The organism is Sphaerisporangium rufum (assembly GCF_016863395.1).
GTDB classification, from domain to species: domain Bacteria; phylum Actinomycetota; class Actinomycetes; order Streptosporangiales; family Streptosporangiaceae; genus Sphaerisporangium; species Sphaerisporangium rufum.
The window spans coordinates 1-17067 of record NZ_BOOU01000007.1 but is presented as its reverse complement, the minus strand read 5'-3'; the positions used below and the strand labels follow the sequence as shown (position 1 = coordinate 17067).

Here is a 17067-nt window from a genome sequence, read left to right as displayed (position 1 = left end):
GCCCCCGGGGAGCACGGGGCCCGGTGCCGGCGCACCCCGATCATTGACTGATGGCCGCCTGGACCGGGGTGGCGGTGCCGGAGACCACCAGCAGGCCGCGCCCGGGCGGGCCGCCGACCGCGCCGCGGGGCAGCCGCACGTTGAACAGGTCGCCGTCGGCCGGGCTCTGCACCGACAGCAGCAGCCCGGTCCGCGACTTACGGGCCTCGGCGGTGAACCCCCGGTAGGCGGTGGTCAGATCGCCGGTGCTGCCGGCGACCAGCAGCCCGTGCTCCCCGTCGCGCGCGGTGCGCAGCGACTCCTCCAGCGCCATGCCGAGCGGCGAGTCCGGGGACACCAGCTCGGCGTCGTCCACCAGGACGGCGTACCGCTCGCGCCCGGCCACCGCGGCGGGCAGCTCGGCGGCGTCCGCCGCCGCGCCGAGCACGGCCAGCACGCCGCGTTCGCCGGCCAGCTCGCGCAGCGGGCTGCGCCGGGGGGTCACCACGACGACCGGGGTGTCCCGGCCGAGCAGTGAACGGGCGGCGGTCAGCAGCGCCGAGGACCGGCCGGAGCGCGGCGGCCCGGCGATCACCGCGGCCGGCCCCTGGGCCAGCAGGTCCAGGCCCACCGGCGCCAGCGCGTCGCCGCCCGCGCCGAGCAGCGCCCACAGCGGCGAGGGCGGCCGGAATCCGGGATCCAGGGCCAGGGCCTGCTCGGCCGTCACCCGCATCGGCAGCGCGTCCACCCGAAGCAGCGCGGGGTCGGCCGGATGCCGGGCGGCGGACTCGCGGGCGAGCGACTGCAGCACCGCCACCTGCGCCGGGCCGGCCGGGTCGTCGCAGAGCAGCGCGATCTGGCTCTCCACCACCCCCTGCTCGCCGATCGACAGCGCCCGGCCCGGCGGCATCGCGGCGGGCAGGCCGCGCGGCGGCAGCCCGGCCAGCCCGTAGTCCGCCGGGTCGGCCAGCCGCATGATGAGCCGGTCGTCGAACAGGGTGGAGATCTGGCCGAGCAGCCCGGAGCGGTCGGCCGTCACCACCGCGCGCAGCCCGACCGCGGGCCCTTCGCGCAGCAGCTGCATGAACGCCTCCAGCAGCCGGCCGTAGTCGTAGCCCTCGAAGGCGGCGGCGAAGCCCTCCCAGCGGTCCAGCATCAGCACCAGCCACGGCATCCGCAGTGACGCGTCGCCGCCGCGGCCGGCCCGCGCCTCGGCCAGCGAGGCGTACCCCGCCTCGGCGAGCAGTTGCTGCCGGCGCCCGATCTCGGCACGCAGCCGGACGAGCAGGCGCTCCACCCGGTCCAGCTGGTCGCGGGTCACCACCGCGCCGCAGTGCGGCAGGGCGACCAGCGGCATGAGCGATCCCGAGCCGCAGTCGATCGCGTGCAGGTGGACGTCCCGCGGCGAGGCGGCCGTCGCGATGGCGCCGGCCAGGGTGCGCAGCGCGGTGGTCCGCCCGGTCCGGGCCGTCCCGGCGATCAGCAGGTGCCCGCCGCGCACCGGATCGAGCGCGAGCGGCCGGCGGTCCTGCGCCCAGGGCAGGTCGGTGACGCCGAACCGCAACGGCGGGACCTCGTCCCCCAAGTGCCCGGCGTCCCCCAAGTGCCCGGCGTCCCCGGTCTCTCCACCCGCCGGGAGCACCATCCGGTCCGGCAGCGGGGGCAGCCACGGGCTCGGCTGCTCCGGGACGCCGGCCAGCCGGGCCGCCTCGACCACCGCGTCCACCAGCGCGGCCAGGTCGCTGTCCGGGCCGCCGGCCGCCGGCGTCCCGGAGGTGATCCCCGCATGCCCGGGGACCGCGGCCGGACGTTCCGGGGTCGCCGCCGGGGCGCGCAGCGGGTGGCCGAGCTCCCGCCAGCCCACCTCGACCACCGAGGGCCCGCCGCCGCGCCGCCCGGCCCGCGGCGCCCGGCCGCCGATGCGCGCGGTCTGCACGGCCTGCGCCGCGGCCACCCCCGAGCGGACGTAGCACCGCCCGGGGGTGGACTTGGAGATGTGCGCCGCCTCCGGCCCGGCGATGACGTCGTGCGACTCGGCGGGCTCGGTGACGCGCAACGCGATGCGCAGCGAGGTGTTGGCCTGGATGTCGGCGGTGACCACGCCGGCCGGGCGCTGGGTGGCCAGCACCAGGTGGATGCCGAGCGAGCGGCCGCGCCTGGCGATGTCGACCAGGCCCTCCACGAAGTCCGGCAGCTCGGCCACCATGGCGGCGAACTCGTCGATGATCAGCACCAGCCGGGGCAGCGGCGCGGCCGGCGCGGCGGCGGGCACGGCGGCGGGCACGGCGGCGGGCACGGCGCGCAGCGGGCGGGGCCCGGGGCCGCGCCCGCCGGCGCCTGCCGGCGCCGCGGCCGGCGCCGGGCCGGCCCGCAGCTCCTGGTAGTCGTCGATGTCCTTGGCGCCGGCCGCCAGCAGCAGCCGCTCCCGGCGGCGGATCTCGGCGGCCAGCGAGGACAGGGCGCGCTGGGTGAGGTGCTCGTCCAGGTCGGTGACCATGCCCACCGTGTGCGGCAGCCGCACGCACTCCTTGAACGCGGCGCCGCCCTTGTAGTCGATCAGCACGAACGTCATCTCGTCCGGCCGGTTCGCCACCGCCAGCGAGCAGATGAGCGTCTGCAGCAGCTCGGACTTGCCGGCGCCGGTGGTGCCCGCCACCAGCGCGTGCGGGCCGTCCAGGCTCAGGTCCACCTCGAACGGGCCCTCCGGGCCCACCCCGATGGGCACCGCGGTCGTCCGCCCGCCGTCCCGCCAGCGGGCGGCCACCGCCCGGCCGGACGGCGTCAGGCCGAGCAGGTCCAGCAGCCGGACCGAGCCGGGCAGCGCCGCGCCCCGCTCGTCGCCGCTCGCGTCTCGCAGTGGCGCCAGCGAGCGGGCCAGCCGGTCGCACCAGTCCGGGGACACCTGGTCGGCCAGGATCTCGCCGATCGCGTCCAGACCGCCGCCGCGTAAGCGGACGTACGCCTCGGGCCCGCACGCCACCACGGTGGCGCACTCCTCGGGGAGCAGCCGCTCGTCCTCGTCCACCGCGATGGTGTAGACGCCGGCGCGCGGACCCTGGCGGAGCACCTGCGGCATCCCCGGCAGGCCGCGCAGCACCTGGGCGCCGTCCAGGATCACCAGCACGTCGTGCGGCCGCTCGTCGTAGGAGGCGTACAGCGGCTCCTCGCCCGGCCGGAACGACCGGCCCCAGCCCTTGGCGGAGGCCAGGGACCCGAGCCCGCCCGCCTCCTCCTCGCCGAGCCGCTCGGTGATCAGCGCGGCCAGTTCCGACACCCGCTGCGCCGCGGCCTCCGGGTCCGCGCCGACCAGCGCGACACAGTCGGCCTCCCGCGGGGCGCAGTGCGGCAGCCAGCGCGCCCAGTTCCACTGGGCGGCCCCGTCGGCGCCGGCCGACAGCACGACCACGGCCAGGTCGCGCGGGCTGTGCAGCGCGGCCGCCCCGCCCACCAGCGACCGGACGACGCCGAGCGCCACCTCGCGCGGCCCGGTGACGCCCGCCACGCCGAGCCGCCGCATCGCCAGCGCGACCGGCACCGCGCCGCACAGCGGCACGTCCGGCAGCGCCAGGTCGGGGCCGGCGCCGCGCTCGGGCGCGAACTCGATCTCGGCCGGCAGGTCGGCCACCCCAAGGCGCAGCCGCAGCGCGTCCGGATCGTGGCCGCGGCGCTCCCACAGCCGCCGCCGCGGCCCGGACGCGGTCAGCAGCACCTCGGCCGGGTCGGGCGCGGCGGCCCGGCGCTCCACCTCGTTGACCGCGCGCGCGTTCTCGACCGCCGCCTCGAAGGCGGCCAGCCGCTCCCGGTAGGCCTTCATCGCCTGCCGGTGTTTCTTGCGGCCGTGCCGCCGGTCGCTGATCCACTGCCCGATCATGATCATCGGGGTCATCAGGGCGATGAGCAGGTAGTACCAGGCGTCGAGCACCAGCGCCATGGTGATGCCGAGCACCGCGGGCAGGCAGGCGGCGAGCAGTTGCAGGCGCACCCCCTCGCCGCGGGACGGCTCGGCGGGCACCTCGAAGCGGCGGATGCGATCGGCCGGGCGCAACCGGGGCGGCCGGTTGTAGGCGAGCCCGCCCTCGGGCAGCACGTCCACGTGCGCGTCCGGCGGCTCGGTGGGCCGCAGCACCAGGATCGAATCGCCGCAGGCGAGCGGGACGCCCTCCCGCCAGGCCCGCGGCCCGGCCAGCGGCTCGCCGGCCAGGTGCGGCACCGTGCGGGCCGCGCCGCGCGCCAGGACCGCCACGACGCCGGCCGGCGCACCGTCCGGCGTTCCTTGGCCGGCCGGGCCGCGCCGGCGCCGCAGCAGCAGCGGGCGGCGCCGCCGGGCGCGCGCCGGAGCCGCGGGCGCCATCGGGCGCACCAGGACGCCGTCCGGGGTGACGCGCATCTCGGCCGCCTCGGCCGGCAGCCCCGGGTCGGCCAGGCGGATCGCGCAGGCCGGGCCGGAGCCGATGACGTGCACGCCGAGGCCGAGCCGGTGCACGGTGCCGGCCGCGGGCCCGCCGGTCACCCGCACCTCCGACACCCCGCCCGGTTCGGCCAGCACCGTCGAGCCGGCCGACCGCCGGTCGAGCGCGACCAGGTCGCCGTCGCGCAGCGCCGCCGCGATCGAGGCGCCGGGATCCAGCCGGCGGCCCTCCACCCACAGCGACGGCGCCGGGCCGCGGGGCGCCCGGGCCCGCCCCGCCATGCCGTACGGGGCGCGGGCGCGGGTCAGCCGCACGACGTTCCCCTCGCCGCCCCGGCCGTCCTCGCCCGGCCCCTCCGGCGGGGCGCCCAGCGCGGTGGCGAGCTCGGCGACGGTGGTCTCCTCGTCGCCGTCGACGACGATGTCGCGGTGCCCGCGCTCGGCGACCACGGTCAGCATGATCCGCATCGGCGTCTCCTCCGGGTCCGGCTCCGCGCGCCAACGTAGCGGGGCGGCGCCCGCCCGTCCGGCGTTCCGGGCCGGCCGGGGTGCGGCCCGTGCCGTGCCCGGCCGCGCCACCGGGCCCCGGCGGCGCGCGCCGCCGGACTCGTATTGTGCCCGGACCGGTGGCGGACCGGATATCCCGCCGGTGTTCCCCGGCACCGGCACGCGGCGCCGGCCGCCGCTTTTCCGCGGTTCACCAGGAGATGGGCGGCGGTGCGCGGCGGGCACCGGGAAATGCCGCATACCGAAAAGGCCGGTAGGCCGGCCCCGGCGGGCGCCCCGGGGTATGGATACGCTTCTCGCCGTGCGTGCCACGATGCTGGGACGCGGCGACCGGCATTGTGGATAACCGGCCCTCCTGTGGATAACTCCCGGGCTTACCGGCGCCCTCTTTCTCTTAAATCTGGATGAATCACTACAAAACGGGCAGAACTTCGTAGGATGACCGGTCGACGACGCTGTGGAAAAGCCGCCGGTCGCCGGGGCGGGCGGGTCTCCCGTCCGGTGGGCGTGGGTGCCGGCTCCGGGCGCCTGGCGTGCAGCCCGGTGCCCCCGGCGCTTCGGCGGCGGCCCGGCCACCGGATCCCTTGGGACGCCGTCGCCTTGATCGCCGCTCGCGGGCGGGCCGGCGGGCGGTCACGGGCGGCCAAGGCGGGCGGCCTCCGGGGCCCGGTGGTCGTGGTCGCCCCGGTGCGGGAGGCGCGCGCCGGTCGGGGGCGGCCCGAACCCTGCGGACAGGTTCCGGTGTCCGGCGGTTAAGATGCGGGACGGGAGGGAAAACGTAGAGGCGGGAGTGATGGCCGTGGCCCGCGATACGGTCGCTGCAAAAGGAATATCAGCTCGAAAATCATGGCAAGTGGCTCATGGGGCCGCCGGAGTTATTGACATTCCCATTGACAGTCAATCCATAGTGGATGAGCATGGGTCCGGTTTCTCTCCGGGCACGCGGCGCAGGCCACACGCAATAGCATGACAATTCCGGAAGACACCCCCTGCGATCCCCGTCCTACATATCCGTGACCATGCCGTCCCGCACCGTGGTCATGCGGTTCGTCTCGATCGGCGGTCCCCGAGCCGATCGACATCGGCGCATGGTGAGGGCGTCGGCATCGTCCCTGATTCGGGAGCCCCCACCCATGAGGATCAGCGAGAAGAGCGACCGCGACACCCGGACGCCGGCGACCGCCGAGCGCGGCGCGGCGCCCGGCGCGCTGTCCGGCCCGGCCTCGCGCAAGCTGCCCGTGCCGCCCCGCGAGCGCAAGCCCGCGCTCGCCGCGCTGGCACTGCTGCTGGTCCTCGGCGGAGCCCTCGCCACCACGCTGCTGGTCATGCGCAGCGGCGACCGGGTCTCCGCCATCCAGATCACCCAGCAGATCGGTGCCGGCCAGCCCATCCTCCCCGAGGCGATGGAGGAGGTGCAGATCGCCGACACCGGTGTCGGGTACGTCTCCTGGGCGCACCGCCAGGAGGTCGCCGCCACCTTCGCCCGGGTCACCCTGCTGCCCGGCACCCTGCTCACCGAGCAGATGGTGAGCCGGGCCAGCGAGCAGCTCGGCCCCGGCAAGATCACCTTAGGCCTGGCGCTGAAGGCCGGCCAGATGCCGCTCGGCCTCAAGCGCGGCGACCGCGTCCAGGTGCTGCACGTGCCGTCCGGCGACCGGGCCGGCGCCGAGGGCAAGGTGCTCGCGCCGAGCGCGCTGGTCGAGAGCGTCGGCGGCGGCGAGGAGGGCGGCGGCGACGCCGGCCTGGTGTCGATCATCGTCGACTCCACCGTCTCGCCGACGATCGCGCTGTACGCGTCCAGCGGCGAGCTCGCGCTCGGCAAGCTGTCCGGGGTCGACTGACGTGGCGCTCATCGCGCTCGCCGCCGACAAGGGCGCGCCCGGCGTGACCACCGCCGCGACCGCGCTCGGCGCCGTCTGGCCGCGGCCGGTGCTGCTCGCCGAGTGCGACCCGGCGGGCGGTGACCTGGTGTACCGGCTGCCGGGCATGGGCGGCCACGTGCTCAACCCGGCGCGCGGGCTGCTCAGCCTGGGCGCGACCGCCCGGCGCGGCCTGCGTCCCGACCAGATCCACGAGCACACCCAGAAGCTGGTCGGCGGCCTGGACGTGCTGGCCGGGCTCACCAACGGCGAGCAGGCGGCCGGGCTCACCTGGCTGTGGGGCCCGCTCGGCCGGGCGCTGGCCGCGTTGCCCGGCGCCGACGTGCTGGCCGACTGCGGCCGGCTCGGCACCTACCCGCAGACCGGTGACCTGGTCGCCGAGGCCGAGATCACCCTGCTGTTCACCCGGCCCAGCCTGGACCACGTGGCGCACCTGCGCGAGCGGCTCGTCCTCACCCCGGGCCTGGTCGGCGTGGTGGTGATCGCCGACCCGCGTTCGTACCGCGGCGACATCGACGAGGTGCGGCGCATCGTGACCGCCACCGGCCGCGAGGTCGCCTTCGTGGCCGGGCTCGCCCACGACCCCAAGGGCGCCGAGCTGCTGCGCGGCCAGTGGGGCGGCCGGCTCGACCGCTCGATGCTCATCCGGACGGCCCGCGAGCTGGCCACCCGGCTGGCCGCCCGGGTCGCCCCGGGCCGGGCCGGCGACCCCGCCCCGTCCCGCTCCCGCACCGGGGAGCGGGCATGACCACGCCCCGGCCGGACGGCCGGCGGGCAAGCGGGCGCCCGCGCGGCGCCCACCACGGAAAGACACCCGAGCGGAGCACGTGATGAACATCGACCACACGCTGGTGAAGCGGTTCCGGCAGGAGGTCGGTGACCGGCTGGCCCACCAGCGGCGCCTGGACCAGGCCAGCGGCCTGGCCCCGATGTCCGGCGAGGACGAGCGGCAGTTCGCCCGCGCGCTGATCTCCCAGGTGCTGGAGGAGCACGCCCGCAACGAGATCGGCTCCGGCCGCACCCCGCCGACCGCCGAGGAGGAGGAGGCCCTGGCGGCCGGCATCCACGCCGCGTTGTTCGGCGTGGGCCGGCTGCAGCCGCTGCTCGACGACCCCGAGGTCGAGAACATCGACGTCAACGGGTGCGACCGGGTCTTCGTGGGCTACGCCGACGGCCGCGAGGTCATGCACGACCCGGTCGCCGAGTCCGACGACGAGCTGATCGAGCTCATCCAGATCCTCGCCGCCTACAGCGGCCTGTCCAGCCGGGCCTTCGACACCGCCAACCCCCAGCTCGACCTGCGCCTGCCGGACGGCTCCCGCCTCTCGGCGGTCATGGACGTCACCGTGCGGCCGGCGGTGTCCATCCGGCGCGCCCGCCTGGGCAAGGTCTTCCTCAGCGACCTGGTGGGCAACGGCACGGTCAGCTCCGAGCTCGGCCGGTTCCTGGCCGCCGCGGTGGCCGCCCGCAAGAACATCATGATCGCCGGGTCGACGAACGCGGGCAAGACCACGCTGCTGCGCGCCCTCGCCAACGAGATCCCGACGCACGAGCGTCTGATCACCGTGGAGCGGGCGCTGGAGCTCGGCCTGGACCAGTTCCCCGAGCTGCACCCGAACGTCGTGGCGTTCGAGCATCGCCTGCCGAACTCCGAGGGCCAGGGCGAGATCACCATGGCCGAGCTGGTGCGCCGCTCGCTGCGCATGAACCCCAGCCGGGTGATCGTCGGTGAGGTGCTGGGCGACGAGATCGTCACGATGCTGAACGCGATGACCCAGGGAAACGACGGCTCCCTGTCGACCATCCACGCCAACTCCTCGATGGAGGTCTTCAACCGCATCGCGACCTACGCCCTGCAGGCCGAGGAGCGGCTGCCGATCGAGGCGTCGCACATGCTCATCGCGGGCGCCATCGACTTCGTCGTCTTCATCGAGAAGCGCAACGACTACCACCGCGGCGGCCGGCTGCGCCGGTACGTCGCCAGCGTCCGCGAGGTGGCGGGCTGCGACGGCCGGGTGCTCTCCTCGGAGGTCTTCGCCCCCGGCCCGGACGGCTACGCCGTGCCGCACGCGCCCATCTCCTGCATCGACGAGCTCGCCTTCCACGGCTACAACCCGTCGATGGGGGCGTGGTCATGATCCCGTTACCGGGCGGGCTGTTCGACCCGCTGGCCCTCATCGCCGGCGGGGTGACCGGCGGCGGCCTCTTCCTATTCGGCCTCGCCCTGTACGGCCTGCGGCCGGGCCCGCCGGCCCCCGACCACGGTGCCCGGCGGCGCGAGCTGCTGCGCCGGGCCTCCACCCGGTCGGTGGTGGCCGCCGTCACCGGCGGCGTGGTGCTGGTGGTCACCGGCTGGCCGGTGATGGCGGCCGGCGCCGTGCTGCTGGTGCTGGCCTGGCGCGGCCTGACCGGCGGCGCGGCCGAGGAGCGCACCGCGATGGTCCGGCTGGAGGGCCTGGCCGCCTGGACCGAGTCGCTGCGCGACACCATCGCCGGCGCGGCCGGCCTGGAGCAGGCGATCCCCTCGTCGATCCGGGCGGCGGCGCCGTCGCTGCGCCCGCACCTGCGCGCGCTGGTCGACCGGCTGCACACCCGGATGCCGCTGCCCGACGCGCTGCGGCTGTTCGCCGACGAGCTGGACGACCCGTCCGCCGACCTGGTGATCGCCGCCCTCATCCTCAACGCTCGGCTGCGCGGCCCGGGCCTGCGCGAGGTGCTCGGCGCGCTCGCGGTGTCCGCGCGCGAGGAGCTCGACATGCGCCGCCGGGTGGAGGCCGAGCGGCGGTCCACCCGGCGCAGCGTGCAGATCGTGGTCGGCACCGCGGTGGTCTTCGCCGCCGCGCTGGTGGTGTTCAACCCCTCCTACGTCGAGGAGTACGACTCGCTGCTCGGCCAGGCCGTGCTGGTGGTGGTCGCCGGGCTGTTCGGCGCGGGGTTCGCCTGGATGCGGCGGCTGGCCCGGTTCGACAAGCCGGCCCGGCTGCTCGGCCCGGCCGGCGGACCGGCACCCGCCCCCGCGCGCGAGCCGGTGGCCGGAGGCGTGCATGGTTGAGAACGTGCTCGCCGGCGGCGTGCTGGGGCTGGGGCTGTTCCTGCTGGTCCGCGCGCTGTTCCCGCCGCGCCCCGGCCTGGTCGCCCGGCTGCTCGCCCTGGACTCCGCCCGCGAGGGCGACGAGGCGGCGCGGCTGCGCACGGTCACCCCGGACGAGGACGTCAGCCCGCTCCGCCGGGCGCTCGGCGACCGGCTCGCTCGGTTCTACACCGCCCGCGGCTGGGAGGTCCGCTCCGCGCGGGCCGACCTCGCCCTGCTCGGCCGGTCGTTCGAGGGGTACCTGGCCACCAAGGTGCTGCTGGCCGTGTCCGGCCTGCTGGCCTTCCCGGTGCTGGTGGCCTGGCTGTTGCTGATGGGGTTCGACCTGTCGCTCCAGGTGCCGATGTGGGCGGCGCTGCTGATCGCCCTGGTCTTCTTCTTCCTGCCCGACCTGCAGATCCGCCGGGACGCGGCGGTGCGGCGCCGCGACTTCCGGCACGCCGTCGGCGCGTTCCTCGACCTGGTCGCGATGAACCTGGCCGGCGGGCGCGGCGTGCCGGAGGCGCTGCTCATGGCGGTGTCGGTGGGCGAGGGCGGTGGCTCGGCCAACTGGGCCATGGCGCGGATCCGCGAGGCGCTGGCCGGCGCCCGGATCGTCGGCATCACCCCCTGGCAGGCGCTCGGCCGGCTCGGCGACGAGATCAACGTCGATGAACTGCGCGACCTGTCCGCCGCCCTGGGGCTGGTCGCCGACGACGGCGCCAAGGTGCGCGCCTCGCTCACCGCGCGGGCCGCCACCATGCGCCGCCGCGAGCTGGCCGAGGTCGAGGGCCAGGCCGGCGAGCGCTCGCAGTCCATGCTCGTCGCCCAGCTCCTGCTCTGCGCGGGATTCGTGATCTTTCTCAGCTTTCCGGCAGCGATGAAGATGTTGGGGTCCTAGATGTTCACACCGCCATGGTTCGAATACCTGCTCGCCGTCCTGCACGTACGGGTGCACCGCGCCCGCACCGCGCCGTCGCGCGGCGCGTCCGCCGTCGAATGGGTGATCATCACCGCGATCATCGCGGGGGTGGCGCTCGGCCTGGCCACGCTGATCAAGACGCTGGTCACCCAGAAGCAGGGCGAGATCGAGAAGAACTTCGGCGGGGGTGGCGGTTCCGGCGGGAACACGTGACCCGGCGCACGCGGGCGGGCGCGCCCGACCGGGGGTCGATGGCGGTCGAGACGGTCATGCTGGCCCCGGTCCTGCTGCTCTTCCTGACGTTGCTGGTGGGCGCGGGCCGGATCGTCGAGGCGCAGGGCGAGGTGAACGGCGCCGCCCGGGACGCCGCCCGCGCCGCCTCGGTGCAGCGTACGTTCGCCGCGGCCCAGGCCGCCGCCCGGGACGCGGGCACCGCGGCGCTGCGCGGCTCCTGCGCCCCGGTGGTCGGCCTGTCGGGCAGCGACTGGCGGGCCGGCGGTGAGGTGCGCGCCACGGTGACCTGCCGGCTCGACCTGGACTTCCTCGGGTTCGCCGCGGTGAAGCAGATGAAGGGCGCCTCGGTGGTGCCGCTGGAGCGGTTCCGGAGGGTCCGATGATCCCGGTGGTGGCGCGCCGCGGCGAGCGGGGCTCGATGTCGGTGTTCGTGGTGCTGTTCTCGGTGGTGGTCTTCCTGCTCGCCGGGCTGCTGGTCGACGGCGGCGCGGCGATCAACGCCCGGCTGCGCGCCGCGGACATCGCCGAGCAGGCCGCCCGGGCCGCCGCCGACCAGGTGGACGTGGAACTGCTGCGGACCACCGGGCGGGTGCGGCTGCTCGCCGACACCCAGGCGGTCTGCGGCCGGGCTCGGCGGGTGATCGCCGCGCACGGCGATCCGGCCGTCCGGCTCGCCTCCTGCCGGGTCGGCGCCGGGCAGGCCGAGGTCACCGTGGCGGTGAGCGCCCGGTGGAAGGCGCTGTTCCTGGCCGCGTTCGGGTTCGCCGGGGCCGCGATGACCGGCACCGCCACCGCGGTCCCCGACCCGGGCGGCGCGCCATGAGCGGGCCGGGCCGGCCGGGCAGGCGGTGCGCGGGCCGGTGGGCCGGGCAGAGCGGCGGGCGGTGCGCCCGGCAGGGCGATGGGCGAGGCGGCGGGCGGGGTGCGGTGCGGCGGGACGGGCGGCACATCCGGCGGCAGGGAGGACGGCCATGAGCGCGGCACGCAGGCCCGCGCCGGCGCGGGGCGCCGGACCGGCGGCGATCCAGCGGATCCGGCCGCGGCGGACGCTCGGCGACGTGCTCGCCGGCATCGCCGCGCTCGTGGCGCTGGTCGCGCTCACCGGCGGGGTGCCGTACGCGCTGCTGCGCTTCGCCGGGCCGCCGTTGCCCGAACGGCTGCTGAACGGTGACCTGCTCACCCGGCAGATCAGCACGAGCACGGCGGTCGCCATCCTGGTGCTGCTGGTCTGGCTGACCTGGCTGCAGCTGGTGATCTGCGTCGTGGTCGAGGTGTACGCCGGGATCCGGCGGATCGGCATGCCGGCCCGCGTCCCGCTGTCCGGCGGGACGCAGGCGGTGGCCCACCGGCTGGTCTCCGCCGCCCTCATGCTGTTCACCGTGTCGGCTGCGGCGATCCCCATCGCCGGCCTGGGCGCCGGACCGCCGGCCCGCCCCGCCGTGACGGCGGTGGCGCTGTCGGCGCCGATCCCCGCCGAGCGGCTGCAGCACCAGCAGCAGGCCGCGCTGGACATGGTCCGGCCGGTCCGCAAGGTCTACGTCGTGCAGCCACCGCACGGCCGCCACCACGAGAGCCTGTGGGAGATCGCCGACAAGTGCCTGGGCGACGGCCGCCGCTACCACGAGATCTACCGGCTGAACCAGCACAAGACCCAGCCGGACGGCACCCGCCTGCAGATGGCCGACCTCATCCGGCCCGGCTGGGTGCTCGACATGCCGGACGACGCGCGCAACGTGCAGGTCGTCCCGGCCGACGAGCGGCGGGAGACCACGCTCGAGCGCCACCCCGGCCCGCCGGCCGGCGCCGACGGCCACACCCGGTTCCTCACCCCGGCCGGCGACCACCGGGCGGCGGGCGACCACCGGCAGGGCGGCGGCGACCAGGTGGCGGGCGACCACCGGCAGGGGCGCGGCGAGCCGGCGGCGGGCGACCGGGAGGCGGACGGCCGGGAGGCGGACGGCCGGGAGGCGGACGGCGACCGGGCCACCGGACGGGCGGCGGGCCGGGACGGCACCGCGGCGACCGGAGACGCCGGCCGGCGTCCGGACCGGGTGACGGTGCCGGAGCAGATCATCCGCGATCTCACCCCCGGCCGCGACGACGGCACCCCCGACCGCCGTTCCTACCACCTGCCCGCGGTGCCCAGGCCGCCCGCGATCTCGGCCATCCCAAAGCCGACACCGGCCCCGGAGCGCGTCACCACCACCGCGGGCGACGCCGCCCGGCCGCAGACGCCGCCGCGGCCGCCCGCCCAGCGCCCGGACCCCGGCGGCGGCCTCGATCTGATCGACTACCTGGCCGGCGGATCGCTGGCCGCGGCCGGCCTGCTCGCCGCGCTCGGCCGGCGCCGGCGCGAGCAACTGTGGAGCCGCGCCTTCGGCCATCGCATCGCCCGCCCGCGCGGCGACGCCGCCGGCGCCGAGGTCGCGCTGCGGCTCGGCTCGGACGCCCCGGGCAGCCGCATGCTCGACAACGCGCTGCGCCTGCTCGGCAGGCTGCTGGCCGAGCAGGGGCGGGTGCCGCCCACCGTGTACGCCGCCCACCTGTCGGCCCGGGGCCTGGACCTGTGGATCCACCCGCCGGAGCCGGACGCGCCCGAGCCGTGGGAGTCGCACGACGGCGGCCGCACCTGGCGGCTGCTCGCCCACGAGGGCCGCGGCCTGGACGAGCAGGCGCTGGCCGGCGTCCCGGCCCCCTACCCGGGGCTGGTGTCGCTCGGCGTCACCGAGTCCGGCCGGGTGCTGATCGACCTGGAGGCGGCGCACGGCGTGATCGCCATGAGGGGGCACCGGGTCCGGGACGCGCTGGCCGCGCTGGCCGTCGAGCTGGCCACCAACCGGTGGTCCGACGACATGCGCATCACCCTGGTGGGGTTCGGCGCCGACCTCGCCGCCATCGCCCCGCACCGGATCCGGGTGGCCGGCGGCCTGGCCGAGGTGCTGCCGGAGCTGGCCGCCCGGGCCGAGGAGGCCGCCGGCGGGCAGGTGCTGACCGGCCGGGTGCGCGGCCGGGCCGCCGACCCGGCCTTCGCGCCGCACTTCCTGCTGTCGGCCATCGAGCCGGACCCGGCCGAGGCCGAGCTGCTGGCCCTGCTCGGCCGGGCGGGCGCCCGGACGGCCGCCGGGTACGTCATCGCCGGCGAGCCGCCGCACGCCACCTGGACCTGGGAGATCACCGAGGACGGCCAGGCCAGGGTGGACGAGCTCGGCGTCGGCGTCACCGCCCAGCTGCTGCCGCGCCGGCACTACGACGCGGTGATCGACCTGTTCCGCACCGCGTCCCGGCTGGAGGGCGAGCCGGTGCACGAGGAGGAGCCGGCGCCGGAGTTCACCACCTCCCCGTCGGTCACCGTGCGCGTGCTCGGCCCGATCGAGGTCGGCCCGCTGCCGCCGCTGGAGGAGGGCCGGGCCGAACTGGCCGCCGAGATGCTCGTCTACCTGGCCACCCACCCGGCCGGGGTGCACCCGGTGGTGCTGGGCGGCATCCTGTGGCCGCGCGGGGTGCAGCCGGTGGTGCGGGACGCGACGATCGCCCGGGTCGCCGACTGGCTCGGCACCGACAGCCAGGGCCGGCCGAACCTGTTCACCGACGGCACCGGGCGGCTGCGGCTCGGCCCGGAGGTGCGATCGGACTGGCAGCTGTTCCGCGAGCTGGTCCGCCGCTCGCACCACGACCCCGGCGCCCGGGCGGTGCTGCTGGACAAGGCGCTCGGCCTGGTGCGCGGCCCGCTGCTCAGCCCCCGGCCGCGCGGCAGGTACGCCTGGCTGGCCGCCGACGACCTGGAGTACGAGGTGACCGCGTGCGTGGCGGACGCCGCGCACCGGCTGTGCGAGGTGCGGCTGGCGCACGGCGACCCCGAGTCGGCGGTGGCCGCGGTGCGGGCCGGGCTGCTGCTGGCGGCCGACGACGAGGGGCTCTGGCGCGACCTGCTGCGGGCGGCGCACGCCACCGGCGACCCGCTCCAGCTCGGCGCCGTCGTGGACGGCCTGCGCCGCCGCGCCGCCTCCCACCCCTACGGCGGCGGGATGGCCCCAGAGACCGAGGCCCTCATCGACGAGCTGCTGCCGGCCTGGCGGTTGCGCTCGATGCCGTCGGCGTGAGGCGGGCGGCGATGACCGGACGACCGAGACGAGAAGGGCGGCGAGGGTGAACGGGACGGATCCCGCGGGCGGTACGGATCCCGGCGAGCCATGCCGATACCCGCATAACGCTGGCCGGCGTTCGCGGGCCGTGGTTAGCGTCGTCGGCATGCGGATGCGGGCCGCGCTGGCCGCCGTCGTGGTGCTGGGCGCCGGCTGCTCGGCCGCCGGCGCCGAGCGCCCGTTCCGCCCGGCCGACGGCCCGCCGCCCGCCGGTGCCGGGAGCACCGCGGGCGGCACCGCCGGGCCGTCCGCCGCCGGTGCTCCGCTGTCGGCGGCCGGCGTCCGGACCGTGCCGGTGGCGTCCGGAATGTCGGTCGACATCGAGTGGCCGGCCGGGCTGGACGCCGAGCGGCAGGCCATGGTCGGCGCGTTCACCGACGGCTACGTCGGCTCGTGGAAGGCGGTGGCCAGCGGCGGCACGGACACCGGCTACCTGTCCGGCGTGGAGGACCAGGCCGCCCGGGACGCCTACACCTGGGTGAGCCGCTTCGTGAACCGCCGCGAGTCGGCCACCGGCACCGCGAAGGTGTACGGCATCCGGGTGGCGTCGGTGACCGGGCGCGGCGCCGAGGTGGACGCCTGCGTGGACGAGACCGGCGTCCGGGTGACCGAGGCGGGCGCCGCGGGCCGGCCGGTGCCCTCGCAGCCGTCCTGGACCCGGCTGCCGGCCGGGGTGTACCTCCAGGTGGCCGCGGTGCGGCGCGGCGACGACGGCGTCTGGCGGGTCCGGGCGTACCTGCACGCCGCCTACCCGAGCCGGCGGGCCAAGGAGTGCCGCCGCTGATCCTGCCCTTGGCCCCTCCCCCGATCCGACGGCGAGATCTCCACCCCCGAGGAGATGCGATGAGATCACTGGTAGCGCCGGTGCTGGCCGCCGCGCTGACCATCGTGCTCACCACGGCGTTCACCGCGGCGCCCGGCCCCGAGTCCGGCGGCCCGCACGGTGAGGGCTTCCAGGACGGCCGCACCAGCGGCGTCGTGCTGCGCAACTCCAAGATCGTGCTGCGCGGCGACGGGCTCGGCGCCAAGAGCGACGGCTACCGGGTCAAGCGCCCCTGCTGGTACGAGCCGGGCGACGACGCCGACGCCATGCTGGACCGGCAGCAGGACGTGCGGGACTACTGGTTCCACACCCACCCCGAGGGCACGAGCGAGGACTACGACCGGTTCATCGAGCAGTACAAGGACAAGGTGGGCAAAACCGGCCGCTGGTGGAAGCCCGCCTACAACGCCGCCGACCCCGACGGGCTGTCCTGCTGGTCCGGCCTGCAGGGCGCGGTGTGGGTGCCCGAGGGCGGCGCCCCGCCCGGCGGCATCACCCTCGCCGAGCTGTACCAGCTCGCCCGCGCCGCGCTGACCGTCCCCGAGCCGGACATCCGGCTGAGTCCGGACGTGAAGAGCTACGTCAACCTGCCCACCTGGGTGTGGCTGGCCGGCACCGGACCCACCACCCGGTCGGTGACGGCCGAGATCCCCGGCGTCATGTCCGCCACCGTGACCGCCACCCTGTCGGACCTGCGCATCGACGCGGGGACCGGCGCCGACCGGGCCGAGGTCCGGCAGGCGTGCGGCCCGACCGGCCACCCGTACCGGCGCGGCGGCGCGTTCAGCTGCGGGGTGCGCTACCTGCGCGCCTCGGCCGACCAGGCGCGCGGCTCCTACACCCTGACCGTCACCGCCGTCTGGCCGGTCACCGCCGGCGGGGGATTCACCTTCCAGCCGGTGCAGGTCACCGCCCAACGCGCTGTGCCGGTCGGCGAGGTGCAGACCAACGTCCGCCGCTGATCCGCCTCATCCCGCTCCCGGCACCGGCCCGGGTCGGCCGGGCCCGCTCAGCGCGGATCGGGTCAGCGCGGATCGGGTCAGCGCGGATCGGGTCAGCGCGGATCGGGTCAGCGCGGATCGGGTCAGCGCGGATCGGGTCA

12 protein-coding genes are annotated in these 17067 nt (G+C 76.6%); 11 read left to right on the top strand and 1 reads right to left on the bottom strand.

Annotation, left to right across the window (positions count from 1 at the left end; translation table 11 throughout):
* Positions 1-40: 40 nt before the first annotated feature.
* Complete coding sequence (locus Sru01_RS02430) at positions 41-4855, bottom strand: FtsK/SpoIIIE domain-containing protein (protein ID WP_203982167.1); 4815 nt, start codon at positions 4853-4855, stop codon at positions 41-43.
* 1172 nt (positions 4856-6027) lie between these two features.
* Between Sru01_RS02430 and Sru01_RS02425 the strand changes: the two genes are divergently transcribed.
* From Sru01_RS02425 to Sru01_RS02375, 11 genes are all read left to right on the top strand, one after another.
* Positions 6028-6735: a hypothetical protein gene (locus Sru01_RS02425; RefSeq protein ID WP_203982166.1), complete on the top strand. Its 708-nt coding sequence runs from the start codon at positions 6028-6030 to the stop codon at positions 6733-6735.
* 1 nt (position 6736) lies between these two features.
* Positions 6737-7522 (top strand): CpaE/TadZ family protein, encoded by a 786-nt coding sequence (locus Sru01_RS02420; RefSeq protein WP_203982165.1) that lies wholly within the window; start codon positions 6737-6739, stop codon positions 7520-7522.
* A gap of 82 nt (positions 7523-7604) precedes the next feature.
* The gene (locus Sru01_RS02415; RefSeq protein WP_203982164.1) at positions 7605-8912 is read left to right on the top strand and encodes a TadA family conjugal transfer-associated ATPase; all 1308 of its coding nucleotides are present in this window, start codon (positions 7605-7607) and stop codon (positions 8910-8912) included.
* Positions 8909-9826: a type II secretion system F family protein gene (locus Sru01_RS02410; RefSeq protein WP_203982163.1), complete on the top strand. Its 918-nt coding sequence runs from the start codon at positions 8909-8911 to the stop codon at positions 9824-9826. The genes Sru01_RS02415 and Sru01_RS02410 overlap by 4 nt, the downstream gene beginning before the upstream one ends.
* Positions 9819-10745: a type II secretion system F family protein gene (locus Sru01_RS02405; RefSeq protein ID WP_203982162.1), complete on the top strand. Its 927-nt coding sequence runs from the start codon at positions 9819-9821 to the stop codon at positions 10743-10745. The genes Sru01_RS02410 and Sru01_RS02405 overlap by 8 nt, the downstream gene beginning before the upstream one ends.
* Entirely contained in the window at positions 10746-10979 is a 234-nt protein-coding gene (locus Sru01_RS02400; RefSeq protein ID WP_203982161.1) for a hypothetical protein, read from the top strand.
* Positions 10976-11383, top strand: coding sequence for a TadE/TadG family type IV pilus assembly protein (locus Sru01_RS02395; protein WP_203982160.1), 408 nt, complete (start codon positions 10976-10978; stop codon positions 11381-11383). The genes Sru01_RS02400 and Sru01_RS02395 overlap by 4 nt, the downstream gene beginning before the upstream one ends.
* Entirely contained in the window at positions 11380-11823 is a 444-nt protein-coding gene (locus Sru01_RS02390) for a pilus assembly protein TadG-related protein (protein WP_239136796.1), read from the top strand. The genes Sru01_RS02395 and Sru01_RS02390 overlap by 4 nt, the downstream gene beginning before the upstream one ends.
* Before the next feature lie 148 nt (positions 11824-11971).
* Positions 11972-15100, top strand: a complete 3129-nt coding sequence (locus Sru01_RS02385) for a bacterial transcriptional activator domain-containing protein (RefSeq protein WP_203982159.1) — start codon at positions 11972-11974, stop codon at positions 15098-15100.
* A gap of 148 nt (positions 15101-15248) precedes the next feature.
* The gene (locus tag Sru01_RS02380) at positions 15249-15926 is read left to right on the top strand and encodes a TrbL/VirB6 family protein (RefSeq protein ID WP_203982158.1); all 678 of its coding nucleotides are present in this window, start codon (positions 15249-15251) and stop codon (positions 15924-15926) included.
* 59 nt (positions 15927-15985) lie between these two features.
* Positions 15986-16927, top strand: coding sequence for a hypothetical protein (locus Sru01_RS02375; protein ID WP_203982157.1), 942 nt, complete (start codon positions 15986-15988; stop codon positions 16925-16927).
* The last annotated feature ends 140 nt before the right edge of the window (positions 16928-17067 follow it).